Raw genomic sequence first — 20,138 nt, 5'->3', positions numbered from 1 at the left:
ATCCGGGAGGGCGGCGCCGTCGCCTGGAGCTCAGCGGGGCGTTGTCGTTCCCTCGTCCAGGTGGGCGAACAGCTCCGTGAATGTCGTGGTCCAGACCTGATCGCGATTGTCTGAAAGCCAGGCCAGCAGTGTGCGGTGGGCGTCATGGTCCACGCTCAGATAGTCACCGCCGACGCCGTGGAAGACGAACACCGCCATGCTGCCCCGGTCGATGGCGTCCTGCACATAGGCGATCAGGTCCTCTGCGGTGGATATCTCGATGAAGCCGCGTCCCGGAATCCGCATCCGGTTGATCTGGTCCGGGGCGGGCCACCAGTCGGCCAGATCGGTGACGCCGCCGCGCGAATAGGCGACCACGCCGGACTCTCCCAGAGGCCCCAGATAATCGACGCCGCCCGCCACCGTCTGATCGCAAGGCAATGCAAAGCCATGCTCTGCGCGGCCGTCCAGCGCGGCCAGCAGGGCGTTGTGACGCTCGATCTCGCGGATCAGGGTGTCGGGCGTGTAGGCTTCGAGGGTGTAGCGCGGGTCGGCGGGGAAGGTTTCTGCCAGGCAGGGGTGAAAGATGGTGTGGTTGGCCAGCTCGTGCCCGCCCTCAGCCACCGCACGCCAGGCGGGCGTGGCATCAGCCTGAACATTGCTGAGAAAGAAGACGCCTTTCAGGCCCCGGGCGTCCAGATCGGGAACGGCGTTCGCCAGCTGCGACGGCAGGGCGTCGTCATAGGTCAGCACCACCGCCGCCCTCGCGCCGCCGGGCCAGCCGGCCGCAGAGGCGATGGCGGGGGCCGGCACGGAGGCGGCGAAGACGATGAGCGCGGCCCGACAGGCGCAATACAACCCCGAACGCGACACGAGGCCCTCCTCTTCTCCGCTGACAGACGGCAGGGTGAGCGCGGCCCGTACGCCTGTCAAAATCATTCATTTGTGAAATCGTGGCGGAACCGGCCCTGGGCCCTCCCCCGACTCGCAGACCAGGACTAGGGTCACCGGATGTTACGCCGCATCGTGCGGGCGCTGCGGGCCCGTCACAGACGAATCAGCTCCCAGGGGGGGGCTCCCTCCACCGTACAGAGCGGCGCCATTCCCTATGCCTGGGCCGGAGACGAGCCGACCTATCTGCTCATCACCTCCCGGCGCACCGGCCGGTGGATCTTCCCCAAGGGTGTGGTTGAGCAGGACATGACCGCCGCCGCCTCGGCCGCCAAGGAGGCCTGGGAGGAAGCCGGGGTGCGCGGAGACATCGGCGAGGCGGCGATCGGTACATACCGCACGGAAAAGATCGAGCGTCACAGCACGCGTATGATCGCCGTGGACCTCTATCCCCTCAAGGTTGACGATCAGGCCGGAAACTGGCCCGAGCGCCACAGCCGCCGGCGGCACTGGGCGACGCATCGGCAGGCGCGGCGGCTGATCGACAACGCCGAGCTGATCGCGGTGCTGGACCAACTGCACGCCGACCTAACAGCGCCGGATGCCGACGCCAGGCCCCGGAAACCGGCCAAGCGACGGCGTCACCCCAGGAAGCGGGTCAGGACCAGATAGATCCCCGCTGACAGGAGCGCTACCGCGGGCACCGTCACGACCCAGGCTGCGGCGATGCCCCACAGATGTTGGCGCCGCACGAGGAGGCGGTTCTGGCGCTTGGTCTCCGCCTTGACGGCCGCCTCCGGGGTGACGGAGAGGCTATCCGGCGACGGGATTCCATTGCGGCGACGCATGCCGCGATTGGTCATGACCTCGCGCAGCAGGCCGACCCCGAAGATGCCGCCGATGGCGATGTGGGTAGAGGACACAGGCAGGCCGAGAACGGAGGCCACCAGCACGGTCGATCCCGCCGCCAGGGCCACGCAGAAGGCGCGCATGGGGTCCATGCGGGTGATCTTCTCCCCTACGGTGCGGATCAGGCGCGGCCCGAACAGGGCCAGGCCCAGCGAGATGCCGATCCCACCCACGATCAGCACCCAGACCGGCAGGGCCACCGTACCCGTCCCGGCCGACCCGGACTGGGCCGCAGCGACGATGGCCGCCAGCGGTCCCACGGCATTGGCGACGTCATTGGCGCCGTGGGCGAAAGACAACAGGGCCGCGGCCAGGATCAGGGGCGGCACGAACAGGGTGGCCACCTGTTTCTTGGCGTTCTCCATGCCCTCGGCCTTGCGCAGCACCCAGGGCCGTGAGCCCGCCCAGCCGAACACGGTCATCGCGGCGCCGCCAATCAGCACCACGGGCGTGGACGGGGCCCAGACCCGGTTGAGCCCCTTGGCGAACATGTAGAGGGTAAACACTCCCGCCATCAGGCCAACCAGCACCGGCACCCAGCGGCGCGCCGCGGCGACCCGGTCCTGCCGGAACAGGATGCGCCACTTGATGAAGGCCAGCAGCGCGGCGGCGATGATCCCGCCCAGAACCGGTGAGATGATCCAGCTGGCGGCGATACCGCCCATGACGGGCCAGGCCACCGCGCCCACCCCGAAGGCCGCGATGCCCGATCCCAGCACGGCGCCGACGATAGAATGGGTGGTGGAGACAGGCGCGCCGAGGATGGTGGCGAGGTTCAGCCACAGGGCGCCCGCCAGCAGGGCGGAGGTCATCAGCAGGATCAGGCTCTGGGCATCCAGCTCCGGCGACGGGGTGATGATTCCCCGGGAGATCGTGTCGACAACCCCGCCGCCGGCCAGCAAGGCCCCTGAGACTTCGCAGACGGCGGCGATGATCAGGGCGGCGGTGAGGCTGAGGGCTTTGGACCCCACGGCCGGCGCCATGTTGTTGGCCACGTCGTTGGCGCCGATGTTCAGGGCCATGTAGCCGGCCACCACCGTGCCGAAGACCACGTAGATGCCCAGGTCGCCCACCCCGGCGATGCGCAGGGCGAACAGGGCCACGGCGAGCAGGAAGATCAGCGCCACGCCCGGGAGCGCGAGGGAGCGGCCCAGGTCGGCGGTCGCCGTCTCCAGGCGGCCGAGTTTCTTGAGATCCTTGTCGAGGGTCCTGGCCAAAAGCTTCGCTTGTGTGAAAATTTAATCCGTAAACGGCGCAACTAGCAGAGGGGTCGTTCCTTGCACAGCCCGACCCGGGAGCGCGGACGACACGCCGCATATTGCAACGGTTCGGGCGTCATGCTCGTTGTAGCGACGAAGCGCCGGAACGACCCCGGCGTCGAGGTCCAGGACGACACATCATGCTCCGCATTTCCCTTCTGGCCGCAGCGACCCTGGCGGTTGCGTTCCCCGCCATGGCGCAGGACGCCGTGGATGACCTGTTCGCCAATCCTCCGGCGGTCCAGGAACGAGCTCCCCCGCCGCCGCCTGCGCCTGCTGAGGCCCGCCCCGTGCAACCCGCCCCATCCGGCGTCGCCGTTGTCGACAAGCCCGCCTATGACCCGGAGACCGAGGAAACCCAACGGCTGAACGCCGCGGTCGAGGCCTATAACCAGTCCGTGCGCCAGACCAACGCCTCGGCCCAGGCCGAATACGAACAGGGCCTGCGCGACCATCAGGCGTGGGTGGAGCGGCTGGAAGCCGAACACCAGGCCGAGCAGGCGGCCTATGAGGCCGAGGTGGTGCGCCGCCAGCGGGAGCACGAGACGAGCCTAGCCGCATGGCGGCGGCGGGTCGAGGCGTGCCAGCGCGGCGTGATCAGCGAGTGCGATCCCTCGACCATTCGCTGACCTAAAAGAGGAACGCCGGACGGCAGGGCCCGAAGGCTCCGCACGTCCGGCGCTTGATCCTGAACACGACCTAGCGGAACAGACCCAGAAGCATCTGCGGCGCCTGATTGGCGATGCCCAGCGCCTGAACACCCAGTTGCTGCTTCGTCTGCAGCGCCTGGAGCCTTGCGCTTTCCTTCGCCAGGTCCGCATCCACCAGGTTCCCAACGCCGGCCTCCAGGGCATCCTGAAGCTTGCCGACGAAGGTCGTGTGCGTCTCCAGCGCCTTGGATTTCGTGCCCATCCGCGCCAGGGCGGCGGACACGGCGGCGATGGAGTCGTTCACATCGTCCAGCGCCGTGGCGGCGTCGGACATGGCGGTGATGGTCTGGCTGACGCCGATCGACACGATGGTCCCGCCCAGCGCCATCACTTCGGCCGCGACGGTGAGCCGCAGCGCGCCGCTGGCGTCCGCGAGAGCCTCGAAACCGGTGGCGCCGGTGTTCAGCAGGTTGACCCCGTTGAACTCGGCATTGACGACCACACTGGAAATCTGGTCGCGCAGGGCTTCGAAGTCCTCGGCGAGCGCTTCGCGGGAGGAGCTGGTCAGGGTCTCGTCGGTCGCCGCGAGGGCCTTCTCCTTCATCTGCACCAGGAGATCCGACACCGTCTCGCCCGCAGCCATGGCCACGTCGACCGCGGACGTGCCGCGGGCCAGCGATTGAGAAACCGCATTCAGGGCTCCGAGCTCGGCGCGCTGCCCCTGGGCGATGGCCCAGATCGAGCCATTGTCCTTGGCGGACGCAACCTTCATCCCGGTGTTGATGCGGTTCTGTGTGGTAGCCAGGTCCTGGTTGGTCTTGTTCAGGTTCTGGAGCGCGATCATCGCGCCCACGTTGACGTTCACCGAGTTCATGTCGGCGGTCCTTCCATTCTGGTCGGGGAGTGAAAACAGCCTTCTGGCCGTTGAGCCGGTTCTGGCTCGCGCACGCCCTCGCAAGGATCAGGCCGACGTCAGAGGTTTGATTATCAAGACAATAACAACGCCACCCCCGCGAACGCGCGATTTCTGCCGGGCCCCTGCGGAAGGTTTTGCCGATGGCGCCCACGCCAGGGCGCCCGTCGTTGCGGGGTGATGGGAAGGAAAAATGGGCGAAGAATTTTCGCGAAGCCTTGTCCGGCCATGCATTGGGCCCGGAAAATGCGGGACGAAGTCGGCACATCCTCCCCCATCGGGGGAGGTGGCGCGGGCGCGATAGCGGCCGTGACGGAGGGGGCTGAAGCCGGGCTCCGCGGGTGAGGGCTGGGCTGAATCGACGATGGCGCGGGGCTGTTGATCAGCATACCCCGGGCCAGCCCCCTCCACCATGCTGCGCATGGTCCCCCTCCCCCGATGGGGGAGGATTGGGCGTCAGGCCGCCTGGGCGCCTGTGGCCGCAGCCAGGCCCTGCATGATCATCTTGTTGATGTCGATCAGCGGCTCGAAATCCTCTTCGCGGCGCATGACCGCCGAGGAGTGGCGGCTGACGAACAGACTGATGGAGATAAGCTGGGCGCGCAGCGGCGCAGGCAGGCTGTTGTCGGGATTGGAACAGTCTGTGGCCAGGGTCGACCAGAGGCGCCGATTCCAGTCGAGGGCGTCGATGCGGGTCTGGATGTCGCTCGGGTCGGCGCGCGAGGCTTCCATGAGCGCTCGCGTAACCTGGCCGAACAGGCGGTATTCCGCCTCGCGCGGGTTTTCCGCCCTAGCGGTCGCCGTCTTGTAGGCCTGCAGCGACATCGCCGATCCTCGACTCTTCGTATTCAACCAGTTTGCGGGCGGCCATCAGGGCCTTGTAGTATTCGCGGGCCATGACGTGCCGCGAGGCGGCGACGCAGTCGGCCATGATTTCCGGATTGCGGGTGGCGCCCATGAACTCCGACAGGCGCATGGCGAACTCGTCGTAGAATTTTTCCGCCGCGGATTCGTCCAGGTACATCATCATGACCGGGAAATAGATGCGGCGCGCCGGGCTGGTCACCTCGTCGGCCTGCATGATGTCCTTCTCGCGAAGGACCGAGGCCTTGTTCTGGAGCAGGAGCACGCCCCGGCGGTCGCCGTTCTGGACGACGGCCCCGTTCAGGACGAATTTCTCACCCGGCTTCAGCGACAGTTTCAGCGGCATGACGACCCTCCCGCGCCCCAGTCCTATCGAGGCTCGCCTGACACTGATTAAACAGACGTGGTTAACCATCCCTTGTGGTTCGGACGGCAGCATGAAGGGGAATCCCGGTCCAGGAGGTCAGAGTTGAGCATCGCATTCGAGGCGCCCGCCGCCCTGCCGGGACTGGCCCGCGCCGCCGACGCCGCCGCGGGAGACGCCGCCTCGCCCGAAGCCATGGGCCGTCTGTCGCGGATTCTGGCGAAGGACGGGGGAAAGGCGAAGAGCGAGGGAAAGGCGAAGAAGCAGGCGCGGGCCGTTCTGTTCCAGTTGAAGGCCGCCGTAGCCGACGTGCGCGTCCATGACTATGAGGGCGCCAGCAAGAGGGCCCTGAAAGCGCTGGAGCTGGACAGCCAGAACGGGCTGGCGTGGCACGTGCTGGCAATCGCGCGCGAGAAAGCCGGGGATGTGGTCCAGGCGCTGAACGCCTATGAGGCCGCGCTGAAGCTGCTGCCCAGCGACACGGCGGTGGCCCAGGACCTGGCGCGGTTGGCCCAGCGGCTGGGCTATCTGGAGATCGCCGAAAAGCTGCTGCGACACTATCTGGCGGCGGACCCCGACCACATCGAGGCGATCAACAACCTGGCCTGCGTCCTGCGCGACCGGAACCGGTATGACGAGGCGATCGAGGTGCTGCGCGCCCGACTGCAGACCGCGCCGGACAGCGCGCTCATGTGGAACACCCTGGGCACGGTGCTCGGCGACCAGGGCGACATGGGCACGGCCCTGACCTTCTATGACGAAGCCTTGCGCCTGCAGCCGGACTTCGCCAAGGCGCGGTACAACCGGGGCAATGCGCGGCAGCCGTTGGGGGATTTCGAGGGCGCGCTGGAGGACATCGAGGCCGCCCTGCCCTACGCGGCGCCGGGGTACGAGACCGCCATGATGACCATGGCGCGGGCCCTGACCTTGTTGGGGTCCGGTCGCCTGAAGGACGCTTATGACATCTATGAAATTCGGCAGGACCCGGCCCTGCCGGACGCCATGATCATCGTGGCGGACGGTCCGTGCTGGACGCCGGATCAGCCGCTGGACGGCAAGCGCATCCTGGCGATCGGCGAGCAGGGCATCGCCGATGAGTTCCTCTTCGCCAACATGGTCCCCGACCTGATCCGGGCGGTGGGGCCGCAGGGCAAGGTGTTCCTTGCGGTGGAGCCGCGGCTGGTGTCGATTTTCCAGCGCAGCTTCCCCCAGACCGTAGTCGGGGCCCACCAGGCGGTGCGCAAGGCCGGACAGTTGATCCGCTTCGCCCCCTTCATGAAGGATCAGGGGGCAGTGGACGGCTGGCTGCCGCTGGCCAGCCTGATGGCCCCGTTCCGCCCGAACGTCGAGGCGTTTCCGGATCACGCGGGCTACATCACCCCTGACCCGGAGCGCGTGGCGCGCTGGCGGGGTGAGCTGGCGGCGCTGGGCGACGGCTTCAAGGTGGGCCTGCACTGGAAGAGTCTGGTGCTGAAGGGCGTGCGGTCGCGCTATTTCTCGCCCTTCGACCAGTGGCGGCCGGTGCTGACCACGCCCGGCTGCGTGATGGTCAACCTGCAGTGCGGCGACACCGCCGCCGAGCTGGCCCAGGCCGAGGCGGAGGGCTTGAATATCTGGACCCCGCCCATCAACCTCAAGGACGACCTGGAGGACGTGGCGGCCCTGTCGGTGGCGCTGGATCTGGTGATCGGCCCGGGCATCGCCGGGACCAACATCGCTGCGGCCGTGGGGGCTAACACCTGGATGATCCAGGCCCCGGACGACTGGCACCTGCTGGGCACGGGCAAGACCTATCCCTTCTATCCGCGCATGCGGGGCTGGGCGGCGGGCTCTTTCGGGCGCTGGGACGGGGTGATGGCGGAGATGGCCGCCGAACTGGCGCGAATATCTTCGGCCCGCCGGAACGCCGCCTGATCTGCGCACGTTTCACTCCCACAAGGGAGCCGAAACCATGGCCGAACCGCTGGAACAACCCGACGAGCAGGATCAGTCGGAAACCTTCGACGAGACCCATCTGGACGATGAGGGCGATGGCGACATCACCCTTGAGGAGATGGACGTTCTGGACGTCACCCAGGAAGCGGGCGACGCCGGTGACGATGATCTGGAGCTGGAGGATGTCCAGGCCCTGGACGGCGTCGATCCCGAGGCCGACGCCCGGCTGGATGACGGAGCTCAGCCCCTGAACGAGCAGGACATCGAGAGCGACGGCGAATACGGCGCCGACGAGATCGAGCTGGTGCCCTCTGGCCTGATGCGCAACGTCCAGGGGGCGCAAGGCTCGGCCGCGCACTGGGAATCCCGCACCCTGGACGACGACGACATCGACGCCCTGGGCTATGGCCCCGACGAACAACCCCAAAAGGAAGCCTGATGAACGATCGCAAACGCGAAGACGATATCGATGCCCCCTACGCCCGCAAGATCACGCCGGAAGAGGGCAAGCCCGATCATCTGAAGGACAAGGACCGCACGGCCGAGGATCGGCAGGAAGGCCTGGTTGACGAAGCAGTGGAGGAAACCTTCCCCGCCAGCGACCCTGCGACTCCCAAACGCATCACCTGAACCCTGTTCAGGTGCGTCCTGATCCGCTACCCCCTCTGGTCTCGCATGGACGGAGTGGATGAATGGATCGGTTCCAGGGCACCCATAACTATATCGCCACCGATGACCTGAAGGTGGCGGTCAATGCGGCCGTGACCCTGGAGCGGCCGCTGTTGATCAAGGGCGAGCCCGGCACCGGCAAGACGGTTCTGGCCTATGAGCTGGCCGAGGCGCTGGGCGCGCCGTTGATCACCTGGCACATAAAGTCCACCACCAGGGCCCACCAGGGCCTGTATGAATACGACGCCGTCAGCCGCCTGCGCGACAGCCAGCTCGGCGACGCCCGCGTGCACGATGTGCGCAACTATCTAAAGCGCGGCAAGCTGTGGGAGGCGTTCCAGGCGCCACAACGGCCCGTGCTGCTGATCGACGAGATCGACAAGGCCGACATCGAGTTCCCCAACGACCTGTTGCAGGAGCTGGACCGGATGGAATTCTACGTCCACGAGACGGACGAGACGATCCGCGCCGAGATCCGCCCAGTGGTCATCATCACCTCGAACAATGAGAAGGAGTTGCCCGACGCGTTCCTGCGCCGCTGCTTCTTCCACTATATCCGCTTCCCCGACGAAGAGACCATGAAGGCCATCGTCGAGGTGCACTATCCCGGCCTGAAGCCGCGTCTGGTCTCCGAGGCGCTGAAGACCTTCTACCAGATACGCGACACGCCGGGCCTGAAGAAGAAGCCCTCAACCTCCGAGCTGCTGGATTGGCTCAAGCTGCTGCTGGCCGACGACGTGTCGCCGGAGACCTTGGCCGAGCGCGACCCCAAGCGGCTGATCCCGCCCCTGCACGGCGCCCTTCTGAAGAACGAGCAGGACGTGCACCTGTTCGAGCGGCTGGCGTTCCTCCAGCGCCGCGAGGGCGGGCGACCGGGCGGATGAGACGTTCCGGCAGGGCCTGTTACGGCGATTTCACTGGCGTATGAAAACCCCCAGCGCACAATAGGGCTGAAACAGGAGCCGACACCATGCGCGCCCTCATCATTCCGATCTGTCTCGTCGCCCTGGTTGCGGGCTGCGATTCCGAACCGCCGATCCGCATCTCGCGCGACGCTGACCAGGACGCCGGCACCAGCGGCGTCCTGCGGGTGGCGGACACGCTGCAGTGCCCCCAGAGTCATGACGTGCTGACCCGCCGCGGGGCACCGGCGGCCGATGGCCTGTCCTGCGAATATACCGGCCCGCGAGGGTCACAGGTGACGTTGCGTCTGGTGACGCTGGACGGCGGCGACCTGGCCGCGCTCGATCGTCTCGAGACCGAGATTCAAGGGCTGCTGCCCGCGGCCATCGACCGCGTCGGCGGCGCGGCCTCAGCGACGGCACAGGGCGTGGACATCGCGGCCTACGCCGGTGACGGCGAGGTGGACGTGCGCGTGCCCGGCGTCAGCATCCAGGCGGAGGGGGAAACCGCCACCGTCCGCCTTCCCGGCATCAGCATCGACACCGACGGCGGCCAGTCCAGTGTCCGCGTGGGCGGCATCAGCATCCGCAGCGACGATACGGGCGACCGCGTCAACATCAGCAGCGACAACGAGGCCGTCCGAATTCGCGCCCAGGACGAGGCCGTGGAGATACGCACCCGCGACACCGCCAACGGAATCCGCGCCACCTACATTCTGGTGGACGAGCGGGGCTCCGATCTGGGCTGGCGGCTGGTGGGCTACGAAGCGCGGGGCCCCGAGGGCGGCCCCGTGGTGGTGGCGCTGGTCCGCAGCAAGGAGCGCCGCGAGGACGAGGTCTTCGACGCCGCCAAGTCGCTGGTCCGCCTGAACGTCGGGGAATAAGCCGGACGGCGGGCTTGATCGCCGTGCCCGAATGCGTCACGTCCGAGGGCCTCGAACCGACGGAGTGATCTTGGCCCAGGCGCGAAAGACGACCAGCGAAAAGGCGCCGCGGGCGTGGCAGCGGATGCTGTCCGGGCGGCGGCTGGACCTGCTGGACCCCTCGCCCTTCGACATCGAGATCGAGGACATCGCCCACGGCCTGGCCCGCGTGGCCCGCTGGAACGGCCAGACCATCGGCGACCACGCCTTCTCCGTGGCCCAGCACAGTGTGGTGGTCGAGGAGATCGTGGCCCACATCCAGCCGGACATCGCGCCCAAATGGCGGCTGGCGGCCCTGCTGCATGATGCGTCCGAATACGTCATCGGCGACATGATCTCGCCTTTCAAATCGGCCCTGGGCTTCAACTACAAGGAATTCGAGGCGCGGCTGGAGAGCGCCATCCACCTGCGGTTCGGCCTGCCGCCGAAATCGCCCGGGGCCATCAAGACCCTGATCAAGAAGGCCGACCGCGCCTGCGCCTTCTTCGAGGCGACCCAGCTGGCCGGGTTCGACCGCAAGGAATCCCTGCGCCTGTTCGGCGCCCCACCGCCGGAGTATGATCTGCTGATCCAGCCCCTGCCCGCGGGTCAGGCCCAGGCGCGGTATCTGGAACGGTACAAGGTGCTGGCCGGGGCAATGGGCGTTCTGCCCGCCGCCGACGCCTGGCACACGGAGTGAGCATGGACCGCGCCGTTCAGGACCAGGGTGTGCTGATCGGACTGTCGGTGGTGGTGTTCGCGCTGCGTGACGGCGAGGCGGTGGTACTGACCACCGGGAGCGGCCCCGACGGCGCCGGCCTGCCCTTCGGACCGTTCGAGCCAGCCCGTCACCGCACCTTCGAGCTAGCCTTGCGCGACTTCGTAGCCGAGCAGACCACTTTTCCGCTCGGCTATGTGGAGCAACTCTACACCTTCGGCGACGCGGGCCGGGAATCACCGCGCGCCGAGATGGGCGTGGGCGCCCGGCGGGTGGTCTCGGTGGGCTACCTTGCCCTGACCCCTGACGCCAGCGCAGTGGCCGGGCCGGGCGCAGCCTGGACCCCGGTGCTGGACTTCTTTCCGTGGGAAGACTGGCGCGACGGTCGTCCCGCCGTCATCGATCAGGTGCTGGCGACCCCGCTGAGGGCCTGGGCCGCCTCCAAGGACGCCGCCGTCCGCACCGCCCGTGCCGAGCGCCTGTTCGCGCTCAAGCCGGGCGCGCGCTGGAACGAGCAGCAAGTGCTGGAACGTTATGAACTGCTGTACGAGGCCGGTCTGGCCCCGGAGGCAGGCCGCGACCACGATCAGGCCCCCGCCCCCCTGCCCGGGCGCGCCATGGTGTCGGACCACCGCCGCATCCTGGCCACCGCCCTGGCGCGGCTGCGCAGCAAGATGAAATATCGTCCGGTCCTGTTCGACCTGACCGCCGACACCTTCACCCTGTCCCAGCTTCAGGCCGCCGCCGAGGCGGTGTCGGGCCTGTCCCTGCACAAACAGAATTTCCGCCGCGGCGTGGAGCGCACCGGCCTGGTCGAACCCACCGGACGGCTGAGCGCGGCCACCGGCGGACGGCCCGCCGAACTCTATCGGTACCGGGGCCCCGAAGCCTCCGGCGGCGGCGTCACGGGCCTGTCCCTGCCCGGCCAGCGATAATCGCAACGGAACGCTTGCGGGAAACGCCCGAGGCGATTAGGTATCCCGCCTCGCTCGACCACCCCTTGGGGAAACAGCGACCGCGGAGAGGTGGCAGAGTGGTCGAATGTACCGCACTCGAAATGCGGCGTACGTGGAAGCGTACCGTGGGTTCGAATCCCACCCTCTCCGCCACTGCTGAATGAACCGCATCCGGATGCGCCCCAGACGCGTCGTTAGCTTCATTCTGCTAGATTTCTTGATTTGGCTGCGGGCGAGGAGCTGCGGAGCGTCCACCTGACGGTCAGAACGTAAGGTTTCCCGGTCATGAAACGGAGACATTTCCGTCAGTGATCCGTGACGCTCGGGGCCTAACCCTGCCGTGTTGCAGGAGCGGGGCGTATCTATGGCGTTAGTGAGGGAGATCGATCGATGGTTCATCGATCAGGTGCTGCCCCACGCGCCGGCCTATCTGCGCCAGGCACGCCGCTGGGCCACGGATCCTGAAGCGGCCCGGGACATCGTCCAGGAAGCCTACGCGAGGGTCATCGCCGCACCCGACTGGCGAGCCATCACGCGACCGCGGGCGTACGTGTTGATGGTGGTTCGCAACATCGCGATCGATCGGCTACGTCAGGCTCGGCTGGCGCCGTTCGACCGCCGTGGGGACGAGGCGCTGCTGTCGGTCGAGGACGACCAGCCCGACGCCTTTCAGGCCATAGCGTCCCACGAACGGCTGCGGACGGTCCGGGCGGCCATGGCGGCCCTTCCGTCCCAGTGCCGCAAATGCCTGGAGATGCGGAAATTCGAAGAGCTGACGGTTCGTCAGATAGCGGATCGTCTGGGCCTGTCCGTCTCTACAGTCGAGAAGCATCTGTCGAAGGGGCTGCGCCTTGTCATGGAGGCCCTCAACGGCGAAGAGACGACGATCAACAGGGATGACGGCGGCGGTGACCAGGGACGGAGATCTCAGAGCGGAGGCGGCGGACTGGCTGGCGAGTCTGGACGCCGGGACTGCTCGGCCTGAGGAATTCGCCCTCTGGCGGGACGCCGATCCGCGCCGCGCCGTCGCCTTTGCAGAAGCGGTCGCCGCCTGGGAGACCTTGGGCCGGGACCAGGCGCGCGAGTCCGTCCCGGTCCCCGCCTCACCCGCCCGGGCGCCAAGTCGGCGAGCCCTCCTGCGCGCGGCGGCGGTCGCCGGCCCGGTCCTGACGCTGGCCGGCATGGCCGCGGTGCTGCGCGACGGACGCGCCCATGCCGCGACAGCCGTGGGCGAGATGCGGCGTTTCGAGGCGGCGCCGGGCCTGACGATCGAACTGAACACCGACAGCCGCCTGTCCTGGGAAGTCCGGGGCCGCGATGGCGAGGTCTGGCTTGAGAAGGGCGAGGCAGCCCTGTTCATCGACGGCGAGGCGCTCAACGGCGTGACGCTGAACCTGGCGCGTGAGAAGGTCCTGCTCGCACCGGGGGCCTACTCCACCCGGTCTCTGGGCGAGGAGCCGGAGGTCCTGGTGCTGGACGGCGGCGCGCGGGTCTCGGGCGCCGCTGCTGCGCCCCTCGCCCAGCGGGGTCAGAGGCTCAGCCTGGCGCGCGGCGCGCGGCCCACGCCTCAGCCCGAGCCGGACCTGGGCGCCGCGACCGCCTGGCGTCGGGGCGAAATCGTCTTCACCGGCGAGACGCTCAGCGAGGCCGTGGCCGAGTACAATCGCTATCTCGATCGCAAGCTGGTGCTCGCGGACGAGGACATCGGCGCAATCCGCATCGGCGGTCGCTTCGAGACCGTGCGGCCCGAGCCGTTCCTCAGGGCGCTTGAAAGCGGCTTTGACCTGACAGCCTCGGTCCAAGGCGATCGCATTCTTATCGAAAGAATGTCGACTGCCGGATAGCGGAGTCGAGCGTCGACTTCGTCTTAGCAGGCAGAAGCCGGCGGAGTATCCGCATGGCGACCAGGCAAATGGGGACCTCATGCCTTCGACCGGATCACGGGCGCTCGCGCTCATGCTGTCCACAGCGCTCATCACCAGCCTGCCGGCCATGGCCCAGGCGCAGGAGGCCGCGCAGGCCCGACCCGCCGTCTCCGCCGCCCAGACCGCATTCGATGTGCCGGCCGGTCCGGCCGCAGCCGCCCTCAACGCCTTCGCCACCCAGGCGGACGCCGAGATCCTTTATCCCTACGACGTCGTGGAAGGCCTGACGTCGCCGGGCGTGCGGGGAACCATGAGCCGGGGCGAAGCTCTGCGCCGTGTCATCGCCGGGTTGCCGCTGACCGTGGTTCAGGAAACCGGCGGCGTGATCACCCTGCGGAGAACGGCGGAGACCCGGCGGCCCAACGTGGGCGAAGTGACCACGGTCTCGGAAATCATGGTCACCGGGTCCCGCGCAGCGATCGTGCGCGCCCAGGAGGTGGAGCGAGCCGCCGATAATCTGGTCAATGTCATCTCGGCGGAAGACATCGGACAGTTCGCCGACCAGAACGTGGCGGAATCCCTGGCCCGCCTGCCGGGCGTGTCTCTCGGGCGGTCCGAGGGCGAAGGCCGCAGCGTCTCGGTGCGGGGGCTGCCATCCGAATACACCGCCGTGACCGTCAACGGCGTGCGTCTGGGAACCTCCAACGTGAACACCGCCGCCGTCTCCCTGGACTCGGTGTCCAACGAGCAACTGGCCCAGATCGAGATCAGCAAGTCGACCCTGCCCTCCCAGGACGCCGACGCCATCGGCGGCATCATCGACCTGAAGACCCTGTCGGCTTTTTCGGGGCGCGAGACGGCGCAGATCCGGGTCGAGGGCTATTACGGCGAGGAAGTCGGCGAATGGGGCGAGGAGGTTTCCGCCAACTTCACCCGCCGCCTGATGGATTGCCGGCTAGGCCTGGGCGCCAGCCTCGGCTATTCTCGCCGGCCGATCGCCGGAACCGAGCTGGAAGGCGATGCGGGCCTGGATTACGTCACCGCGCTGGAGGCTGACGAACCGGAATTCCTGCGGCCCAACGAGGTGATCCAGGTCACCGAGACCGGTGAACGGACTCGCTGGAACGCGTCGGTCAATCTGGAGTACCGGCCGGCCGCCGACACCGAACTGTTCCTGCGCGGCACCTGGAGCCGGTTGAACGACGAGGACCTGAGCTATCAGGACATCTGGGTCATTGAGGAATCCGAGGACGAGGACATTCTGGAGCTGGGCCCGCGCGGCGGCCTGTTCGACATCGTCGAGAACGAGCGCCGGCTGTTCTTCCAGGATATCTATGACAACATCACCAGCATCTCGGCGGGGGCCGACCTGACGCGGGGCGGATGGGACATCGGGCTGCAGCTCGACTACGCCCTGTCGAAGTTCGAGAACACCGACGCCATGCGCGGCCGCTTCCGGGCCGAGGACCTGCTGGTCGACCTGGACTTCACCGACGAGGGCTTCTCCCTGACGCCGGCCGTCGGCGACGGAGGCGACGGCGATGACCCGTTCAATCCGGGCGACTATCAGTTCAACCAGCTGCTATTCGTGCCCGAGGTTCGCGAAGACCAGATCTGGACGGGTCGCATCGACCTGGGCCGCGATCTGGACTTCACTATGCCCGTGCGCATCGATTTCGGCGTGAAGGCGCGCCTGCGCGAGAAATTCAACGACCGCAGCGAATACACCGGCAATCCGCGCAGCTTCGGCTACTCCATAGACATGGCCGACCTGGACGTCTTCGACGTGGCCGGCCAGGGCTACGCCAGCTTTTTCCCCACGGCCCAGAGCGGCTACCGCGCCTTTCTGGAAGCCCGGAACATCCTGCTGGCGCAACCGGAGTACCAGCGCGAGGACCTGTCGGTCGCGGTGGACTATTTCACCGCCGAGGACGTCATCGCCGGCTATGGCCAGGCCAGTTTCGAGCCGGCCCCGAACATCAAGGTGATCGCGGGTGTGCGGGTCGAGCATACCGAGGCTGAGGGCCAGGGCTTCTACACCGAGTTCGACGGCTCCGGCCGCGGCCCGGACGGCGAACCCGGCACAGGCGAGATCATCGACCTGGGCACGGTATCCAACAGCTACACCGACTGGTTCCCGGGTCTGCACCTGCGCTGGGACGCGACCGATCAGGTGGTGGTCCGCGCATCGGCGAACCGGGGCATACAGCGTCCCAACTTCACCGACCGGGCCAACCGCATCCGCGTCCAGTTCGACGAGGACGATCCAAGCGACCGCGATCTGGTCGCGGGCAACCCCTGGCTGGAGCCGCTGACGGCGAATTCCTTTGACGTTTCGGCCGCCTGGTATCCGTCGTCGGAAACCACCATCCAGGTCGCCGCCTTCTACAAGCAGATCGACAACTTCTTCATCGACTTCGAGGGGGATGGCGCCGATCTGCCGCTGCTGGGCCTGCAGTTGCCCGATGGGGTTTCGGACGACTTCGCGTCCGTCGACACCGTCATCAACGGCGAGGACGCCGAGGTGATCGGGCTGGAGCTGTCGGTGACGCAGGGGTTCAGCTTTCTGCCCGGCCTGCTCTCGGGTCTGTTCGTCCAGGGCAATGTCACCTTTGCGGACTCGGAATCCTCGGCCAGCGTGCGCGCGGGCGAGACCTTCTCCCTGCCGAACCAGCGCGACTTCCTCGGCAATCTGTCGCTGGGCTGGGAGAACGACAGCCTGTCGCTGCGTCTGGCGGCCAATCACAAGGGTGAGGCCCTGGCGGTGCTGGCCAGCGGGCCCGAGGAAGACGTCTGGAGCCGCGCCGTCACCCAGGTGGACTTCAATCTTCGCTACGACCTGAACGACAGGGTGCGGCTATACTTCGACGCCGCCAACATCACCGACGAAGCGGAAATCGACGTCTATCGGGGCGATGAGAACGGCCCGATCTTCTACACCAACTCGGCCTTCGGCAGGACGGTGCAGGTCGGTCTGAGGGCCTCGTTCTGATGTGGCTAGGGCTGGCCGCGGCCGCTCTGCTTCTGGGCGCTCAGTCCGAGGCGCAGGAGTTGCGTCCCGACAGCGCGCGGCCTGAGACGGTGGCGCGCTGGGCGCCCGGCGGCTGGCCCGACCGGGTGGTGCTGACCCCCGGCGCCGATCCGGCTCGCGAGATGGCCGTGGCCTGGCGCACTGACGGGCGTCAGGCCACGGCGCAGGCGGAACTGGCCCGAGCCACTCCCGGACCCGACATCAAGGACGGGGCGCAGGCCGTCGACGGTCGGTCAGCAAGGCTTGAGACCCAACTGGGTCCTGCAACCTATCACCAGGTCCGCTTCACCGACCTGCAGCCCGACACCGCCTACGCGTACCGCCTGCGCGGCGCTGACGGCTGGGGAGAATGGCGGCCGTTCTACACCGCGGCGGACGGGTTCGAGCCCTTTCGCTTCATCTCTCTGGGCGATATCCAGAACGATGTGCTGGAGGTCGGCGCCCGCATTGTGCGTCAGGCCCTTCGCGCCGCGCCGGATGCCGCCCTGATGGTGCATGCGGGCGACCTGGTGCAGCAGCGCGACGGCGACCCGCATGACGCGGAATGGGGCGAATGGAACGCCGTCGGCGGCCATGTCTATGGCGAGGTCCCCCAGATCGTCGCCACCGGCAATCACGAGTATATGGAGGTCCGCGAGGCCGACGGTGGCGGGGCCTATACCCGCCTCGCGCCTCACTGGAGCGCCCAGTTCGCCTTGCCGGACAATGGCGCAGCGGGGGCCCGCCAGACCACCTATGCGGTGGACCGTCAGGGCGTTCGCTTCATTGTCCTGGACAGTACTTCAGCCCTCAATTTCGGCACCCTGGAGACCCAGCGCGCCTGGCTGATCCAGACCCTCGCGGCGCCAGGGGCGCGCTGGCGGATTGTGGTCATGCACCATCCGCTTTTCAGTTGCGGCCGGGACTACGAACCCATCCGTATCCGGTCGGCGTTCGCCGACGTGCTGCGCGCAGGCGGCGCCGATCTGGTGCTGCAGGGTCATGACCACTGCTACAGCCGCGTCAGCGACCTCGACGTCGGCCCCCTGCCGCCGGGCGGGCGTCGCACGCTGTCGGGGCCAGCCTATGTAGTGTCCGTCGCCGGGGCCAAGATGTACCCGCTCAACGCCGATTCCGAAGCCCGCGCGGACGTTCGACTGGGCGACACCCAGACCTTCCAGATCGTGGACGTCACCTCGGACCGGCTGAGCTTGCGGGCCTACGACGGGACGGGCGATCTGGTCGATGCGTTCGACATCGAGCAAACCGGTGATGGTCGCATACTGGTAGATCGCCGGGACTGAGGCAGAGGCGCTCCCCGCGCGCCACGGCCGCTTTGTGCAACCCGTCCTGCGCGTCTGCATCAAGGCCTGTCCCTTCTCCCTACCGCGTCCGCCAAAGTCGGTGAAGGCTAGCTGCCCCCCATCAGGTGCGCAAAGGCGGCCATGCCCTCGGGGTAATCGCGCCAGCCGTCGCGGGCCTTGAGAGCGTCCACCCGCGCGGTCAGGTCGTCGGGACCGAAGCCATCGGGGAACCACTGGGCCCCGCCTTCCACCTGGGCGGCGAGACGCACCCCGCCGGCCCCGGCAGTGACCGTCTCGCCGGTCAGGGGACAGTCAGGCGACATGAGCCAACTGGCCACCGGGGCGACCCGGTCGGGCGACAGACGGGCGGCCTGCTCCGGCGACAGGAATTCGCCTGTCATGCCGGTGTCGGCGAAGGGAGCGATGGCGTTGGCGGCGACGTTGCGGCTCGCCCCTTCCAGGGCGATGACCCGCATCAGGCCGATCAGACCGGCCTTCGAGGCGGAATAGGCCGCCATGCCGTGCACGCCGTGCAGCCCGGCGGTGGATGTGGACACCAGAATCCGGCCGCCGCCCGCCTCGCGCATGTGCCGGTAGATGGGCAGGGTCGGTGTCAGGGTCCCAAAGAAATTGACCTCGAAATTGGCGCGGAATTCCTCGACGGTCTGTTTGTGCAAGGTCGAGGCTTCGGGCGCGCCGGCGTTGTTCAGCAGGCCATCGATGCGGCCGAAGGCGTGCAGGGCCGCCGCCAGCAGGCGCTCGCCGGAGTCCGCGTCCTCCACCGCCACGGGCGCGGCGACGGCGCGACCGCCCCGGGCCTCGATCTCGGCGACCACGGCCTCGGCCGAGCCGGGCGCGTCCGCCCCGCGGGGGCGCGTATTGACCACCACCGAGGCGCCGCGCGCCGCCAGATCGAGGGCATAGGCGCGGCCAAGGCCCCTGCCCGCCCCCGTGACGACGACGACGCGATCCTTCAGGTAGCTCATGACGGTTTCCTCTCGGGGGCGACGGCGCGCGGACGCGGCCAGGGCAGGAAGCGGGGGGTGCGGGCGCAGTAGGCGGTCCAGGCCTCACCGCGGGTGCGGGCCATGTGCGCCTCCTTGAACGGGGCCGCGGAGGCGTAGCCCATAAACCAGCCGGTGAAGAGCGGCGCGAACAGGGTGATCCAGCCCCACGGATGGGCCAGGGCGAACACGAACCACGCGGCCCACATCAGGGTCTCGCCCAGATAGTTGGGATGACGGACCCAGGCCCAGACGCCGGCGTCCAGCAGACGGCCGCGGTTATTCGGGTCGGCCTTGAAGGCCGCCAGCTGCCGGTCGGCGAGGGTCTGGAGGATGAAACCGCACAGCCAGACGGCCACGCCTGCAATGCAGAAGCCCCTCCGGGCGGGCCCGGACACGCTCGCCGGGACGGTGAGGGCGAAGACGATTGGGGCCGACCACAGCCAGAGAGTCACGCCCTGCAGCAGGTGCACCTGAAAGGCGCTCCACCACAGCCAGCGTGACCCGTGGCGGGCCCGCCAGTGGGCGTAGGGCTGGCGCTCGGCGCCGATGTTGTGGCCCCAGGTCTGGATGACCAGCCGCCCGGCCCCAATCACCAGAAACACCATGAGCAGCAAGCCGGGACCGTCCGGCGCGCGACCTGAAACGAACAGGGTCAGGATCGCCACGGCCACCGCGGCGGCCGGGTAGGAGATGTCCATGACTCCATGGTTCCGGGCCAGGGTTCCCCACAGCCAGGCCAAGGCCATGACGGCCAGCACCCCCGCCCCGCCGGGCAGGATCCATATCCGAAGGCTGTCGCGGAGCGCGGATTCGGGGACCGTCGTCGCTAGGATGATGAAGGCCAGCGGCGCAGCCGCGAGGCCGTAGTGCCAGGCCCGGCCACGGGTTCCGGACGGGATCAATGCCAGCCAGAGGATCGCCGTGGCGGCCCATGCGGCGCCGGCCAGAACAATGGATGAAACGTCCGCCATATTTCGCCCTCAAACACGCTTGCGTAAAAAGACTTGCAAAACTGGTTCATTAGCGCAAGCTACTCCTGCA

The 20,138-nt window shown here is 67.9% G+C and carries 20 protein-coding genes and 1 tRNA gene; 14 read left to right on the top strand and 7 right to left on the bottom strand.

Annotated features, from left to right (window positions below; genetic code table 11):
• Window positions 1–30: 30 nt before the first annotated feature.
• Window positions 31–852: a polysaccharide deacetylase family protein gene (locus ACK4SE_RS09995; protein WP_409691935.1), complete on the bottom strand. Its 822-nt coding sequence runs from the start codon at window positions 850–852 to the stop codon at window positions 31–33.
• A gap of 138 nt (window positions 853–990) precedes the next feature.
• Here ACK4SE_RS09995 and ACK4SE_RS09990 point away from each other — a divergent pair, with 138 nt between their 5' ends.
• Window positions 991–1,542, top strand: coding sequence for an NUDIX hydrolase (locus ACK4SE_RS09990; protein ID WP_409691932.1), 552 nt, complete (start codon window positions 991–993; stop codon window positions 1,540–1,542).
• Here ACK4SE_RS09990 and ACK4SE_RS09985 read toward each other — a convergent pair.
• The gene (locus ACK4SE_RS09985) at window positions 1,512–2,996 is read right to left on the bottom strand and encodes an inorganic phosphate transporter (RefSeq protein WP_409691929.1); all 1,485 of its coding nucleotides are present in this window, start codon (window positions 2,994–2,996) and stop codon (window positions 1,512–1,514) included. The genes ACK4SE_RS09990 and ACK4SE_RS09985 overlap by 31 nt on opposite strands.
• A 182-nt stretch (window positions 2,997–3,178) precedes the next feature.
• On the opposite strand from ACK4SE_RS09985, the gene ACK4SE_RS09980 reads away from it, so the two are divergent.
• Window positions 3,179–3,667, top strand: a complete 489-nt coding sequence (locus tag ACK4SE_RS09980; protein ID WP_409691926.1) for a hypothetical protein — start codon at window positions 3,179–3,181, stop codon at window positions 3,665–3,667.
• 70 nt (window positions 3,668–3,737) lie between these two features.
• Here ACK4SE_RS09980 and ACK4SE_RS09975 read toward each other — a convergent pair whose 3' ends face one another.
• The 3 genes from ACK4SE_RS09975 to flbT form a co-directional block, all read right to left on the bottom strand.
• The gene (locus ACK4SE_RS09975) at window positions 3,738–4,562 is read right to left on the bottom strand and encodes a flagellin (RefSeq protein ID WP_409691924.1); all 825 of its coding nucleotides are present in this window, start codon (window positions 4,560–4,562) and stop codon (window positions 3,738–3,740) included.
• Window positions 4,563–5,057: 495 nt separating this feature from the next.
• Window positions 5,058–5,426 (bottom strand): flagellar biosynthesis regulator FlaF, encoded by a 369-nt coding sequence (gene flaF / locus ACK4SE_RS09970; RefSeq protein WP_409691921.1) that lies wholly within the window; start codon window positions 5,424–5,426, stop codon window positions 5,058–5,060.
• On the bottom strand, window positions 5,392–5,811 hold the full coding sequence (gene flbT, locus ACK4SE_RS09965) for a flagellar biosynthesis repressor FlbT (protein ID WP_409691919.1): 420 nt from the start codon (window positions 5,809–5,811) through the stop codon (window positions 5,392–5,394). The genes flaF and flbT overlap by 35 nt, the downstream gene beginning before the upstream one ends.
• Before the next feature lie 123 nt (window positions 5,812–5,934).
• Here flbT and ACK4SE_RS09960 point away from each other — a divergent pair, with 123 nt between their 5' ends.
• From ACK4SE_RS09960 to ACK4SE_RS09905, 12 genes are all read left to right on the top strand, one after another.
• Window positions 5,935–7,743, top strand: a complete 1,809-nt coding sequence (locus ACK4SE_RS09960) for a tetratricopeptide repeat protein (RefSeq protein ID WP_409691916.1) — start codon at window positions 5,935–5,937, stop codon at window positions 7,741–7,743.
• A gap of 37 nt (window positions 7,744–7,780) precedes the next feature.
• Entirely contained in the window at window positions 7,781–8,203 is a 423-nt protein-coding gene (locus ACK4SE_RS09955) for a hypothetical protein (RefSeq protein ID WP_409691913.1), read from the top strand.
• On the top strand, window positions 8,203–8,394 hold the full coding sequence (locus ACK4SE_RS09950) for a hypothetical protein (protein WP_409691910.1): 192 nt from the start codon (window positions 8,203–8,205) through the stop codon (window positions 8,392–8,394). Before ACK4SE_RS09955 ends, ACK4SE_RS09950 begins: the two co-directional genes overlap by 1 nt.
• 62 nt (window positions 8,395–8,456) lie before the next feature.
• Entirely contained in the window at window positions 8,457–9,317 is an 861-nt protein-coding gene (locus tag ACK4SE_RS09945) for an AAA family ATPase (protein ID WP_409691907.1), read from the top strand.
• A gap of 86 nt (window positions 9,318–9,403) precedes the next feature.
• A complete protein-coding gene (locus ACK4SE_RS09940) occupies window positions 9,404–10,219 on the top strand; it encodes a methyltransferase type 11 (protein ID WP_409691904.1) in 816 nt (271 codons plus the stop codon).
• 124 nt (window positions 10,220–10,343) lie between these two features.
• A complete protein-coding gene (locus ACK4SE_RS09935; protein WP_409692008.1) occupies window positions 10,344–10,937 on the top strand; it encodes a YfbR-like 5'-deoxynucleotidase in 594 nt (197 codons plus the stop codon).
• Between the two features lie 2 nt (window positions 10,938–10,939).
• Window positions 10,940–11,890 (top strand): NUDIX hydrolase, encoded by a 951-nt coding sequence (locus ACK4SE_RS09930; RefSeq protein ID WP_409691902.1) that lies wholly within the window; start codon window positions 10,940–10,942, stop codon window positions 11,888–11,890.
• An 84-nt stretch (window positions 11,891–11,974) separates the two neighbouring features.
• Window positions 11,975–12,064 (top strand) — tRNA-Ser (locus ACK4SE_RS09925).
• Window positions 12,065–12,275: 211 nt separating this feature from the next.
• A complete protein-coding gene (locus ACK4SE_RS09920; RefSeq protein WP_409691899.1) occupies window positions 12,276–12,896 on the top strand; it encodes an RNA polymerase sigma factor in 621 nt (206 codons plus the stop codon).
• Window positions 12,820–13,755: a FecR family protein gene (locus ACK4SE_RS09915; protein WP_409691896.1), complete on the top strand. Its 936-nt coding sequence runs from the start codon at window positions 12,820–12,822 to the stop codon at window positions 13,753–13,755. Before ACK4SE_RS09920 ends, ACK4SE_RS09915 begins: the two co-directional genes overlap by 77 nt.
• 112 nt (window positions 13,756–13,867) lie before the next feature.
• A complete protein-coding gene (locus ACK4SE_RS09910) occupies window positions 13,868–16,768 on the top strand; it encodes a TonB-dependent receptor (protein WP_409691894.1) in 2,901 nt (966 codons plus the stop codon).
• Entirely contained in the window at window positions 16,768–18,090 is a 1,323-nt protein-coding gene (locus tag ACK4SE_RS09905) for a metallophosphoesterase (protein ID WP_409691892.1), read from the top strand. Before ACK4SE_RS09910 ends, ACK4SE_RS09905 begins: the two co-directional genes overlap by 1 nt.
• A 107-nt stretch (window positions 18,091–18,197) precedes the next feature.
• Here ACK4SE_RS09905 and ACK4SE_RS09900 read toward each other — a convergent pair whose 3' ends face one another.
• Together ACK4SE_RS09900 and ACK4SE_RS09895 are read right to left on the bottom strand one after the other, a co-directional pair.
• A complete protein-coding gene (locus ACK4SE_RS09900) occupies window positions 18,198–19,076 on the bottom strand; it encodes an SDR family NAD(P)-dependent oxidoreductase (protein WP_409691889.1) in 879 nt (292 codons plus the stop codon).
• A complete protein-coding gene (locus ACK4SE_RS09895) occupies window positions 19,073–20,068 on the bottom strand; it encodes a DUF1295 domain-containing protein (RefSeq protein ID WP_409691886.1) in 996 nt (331 codons plus the stop codon). Before ACK4SE_RS09895 ends, ACK4SE_RS09900 begins: the two co-directional genes overlap by 4 nt.
• Window positions 20,069–20,138: the final 70 nt, after the last annotated feature.

Origin of the sequence: Brevundimonas sp. (assembly GCF_046293315.1) — a bacterium.
Taxonomy (GTDB): Bacteria; Pseudomonadota; Alphaproteobacteria; order Caulobacterales; family Caulobacteraceae; genus Brevundimonas.
Note: the sequence above shows the minus strand (reverse complement) of the source record. Positions and strands in the feature narration are given on the sequence as shown.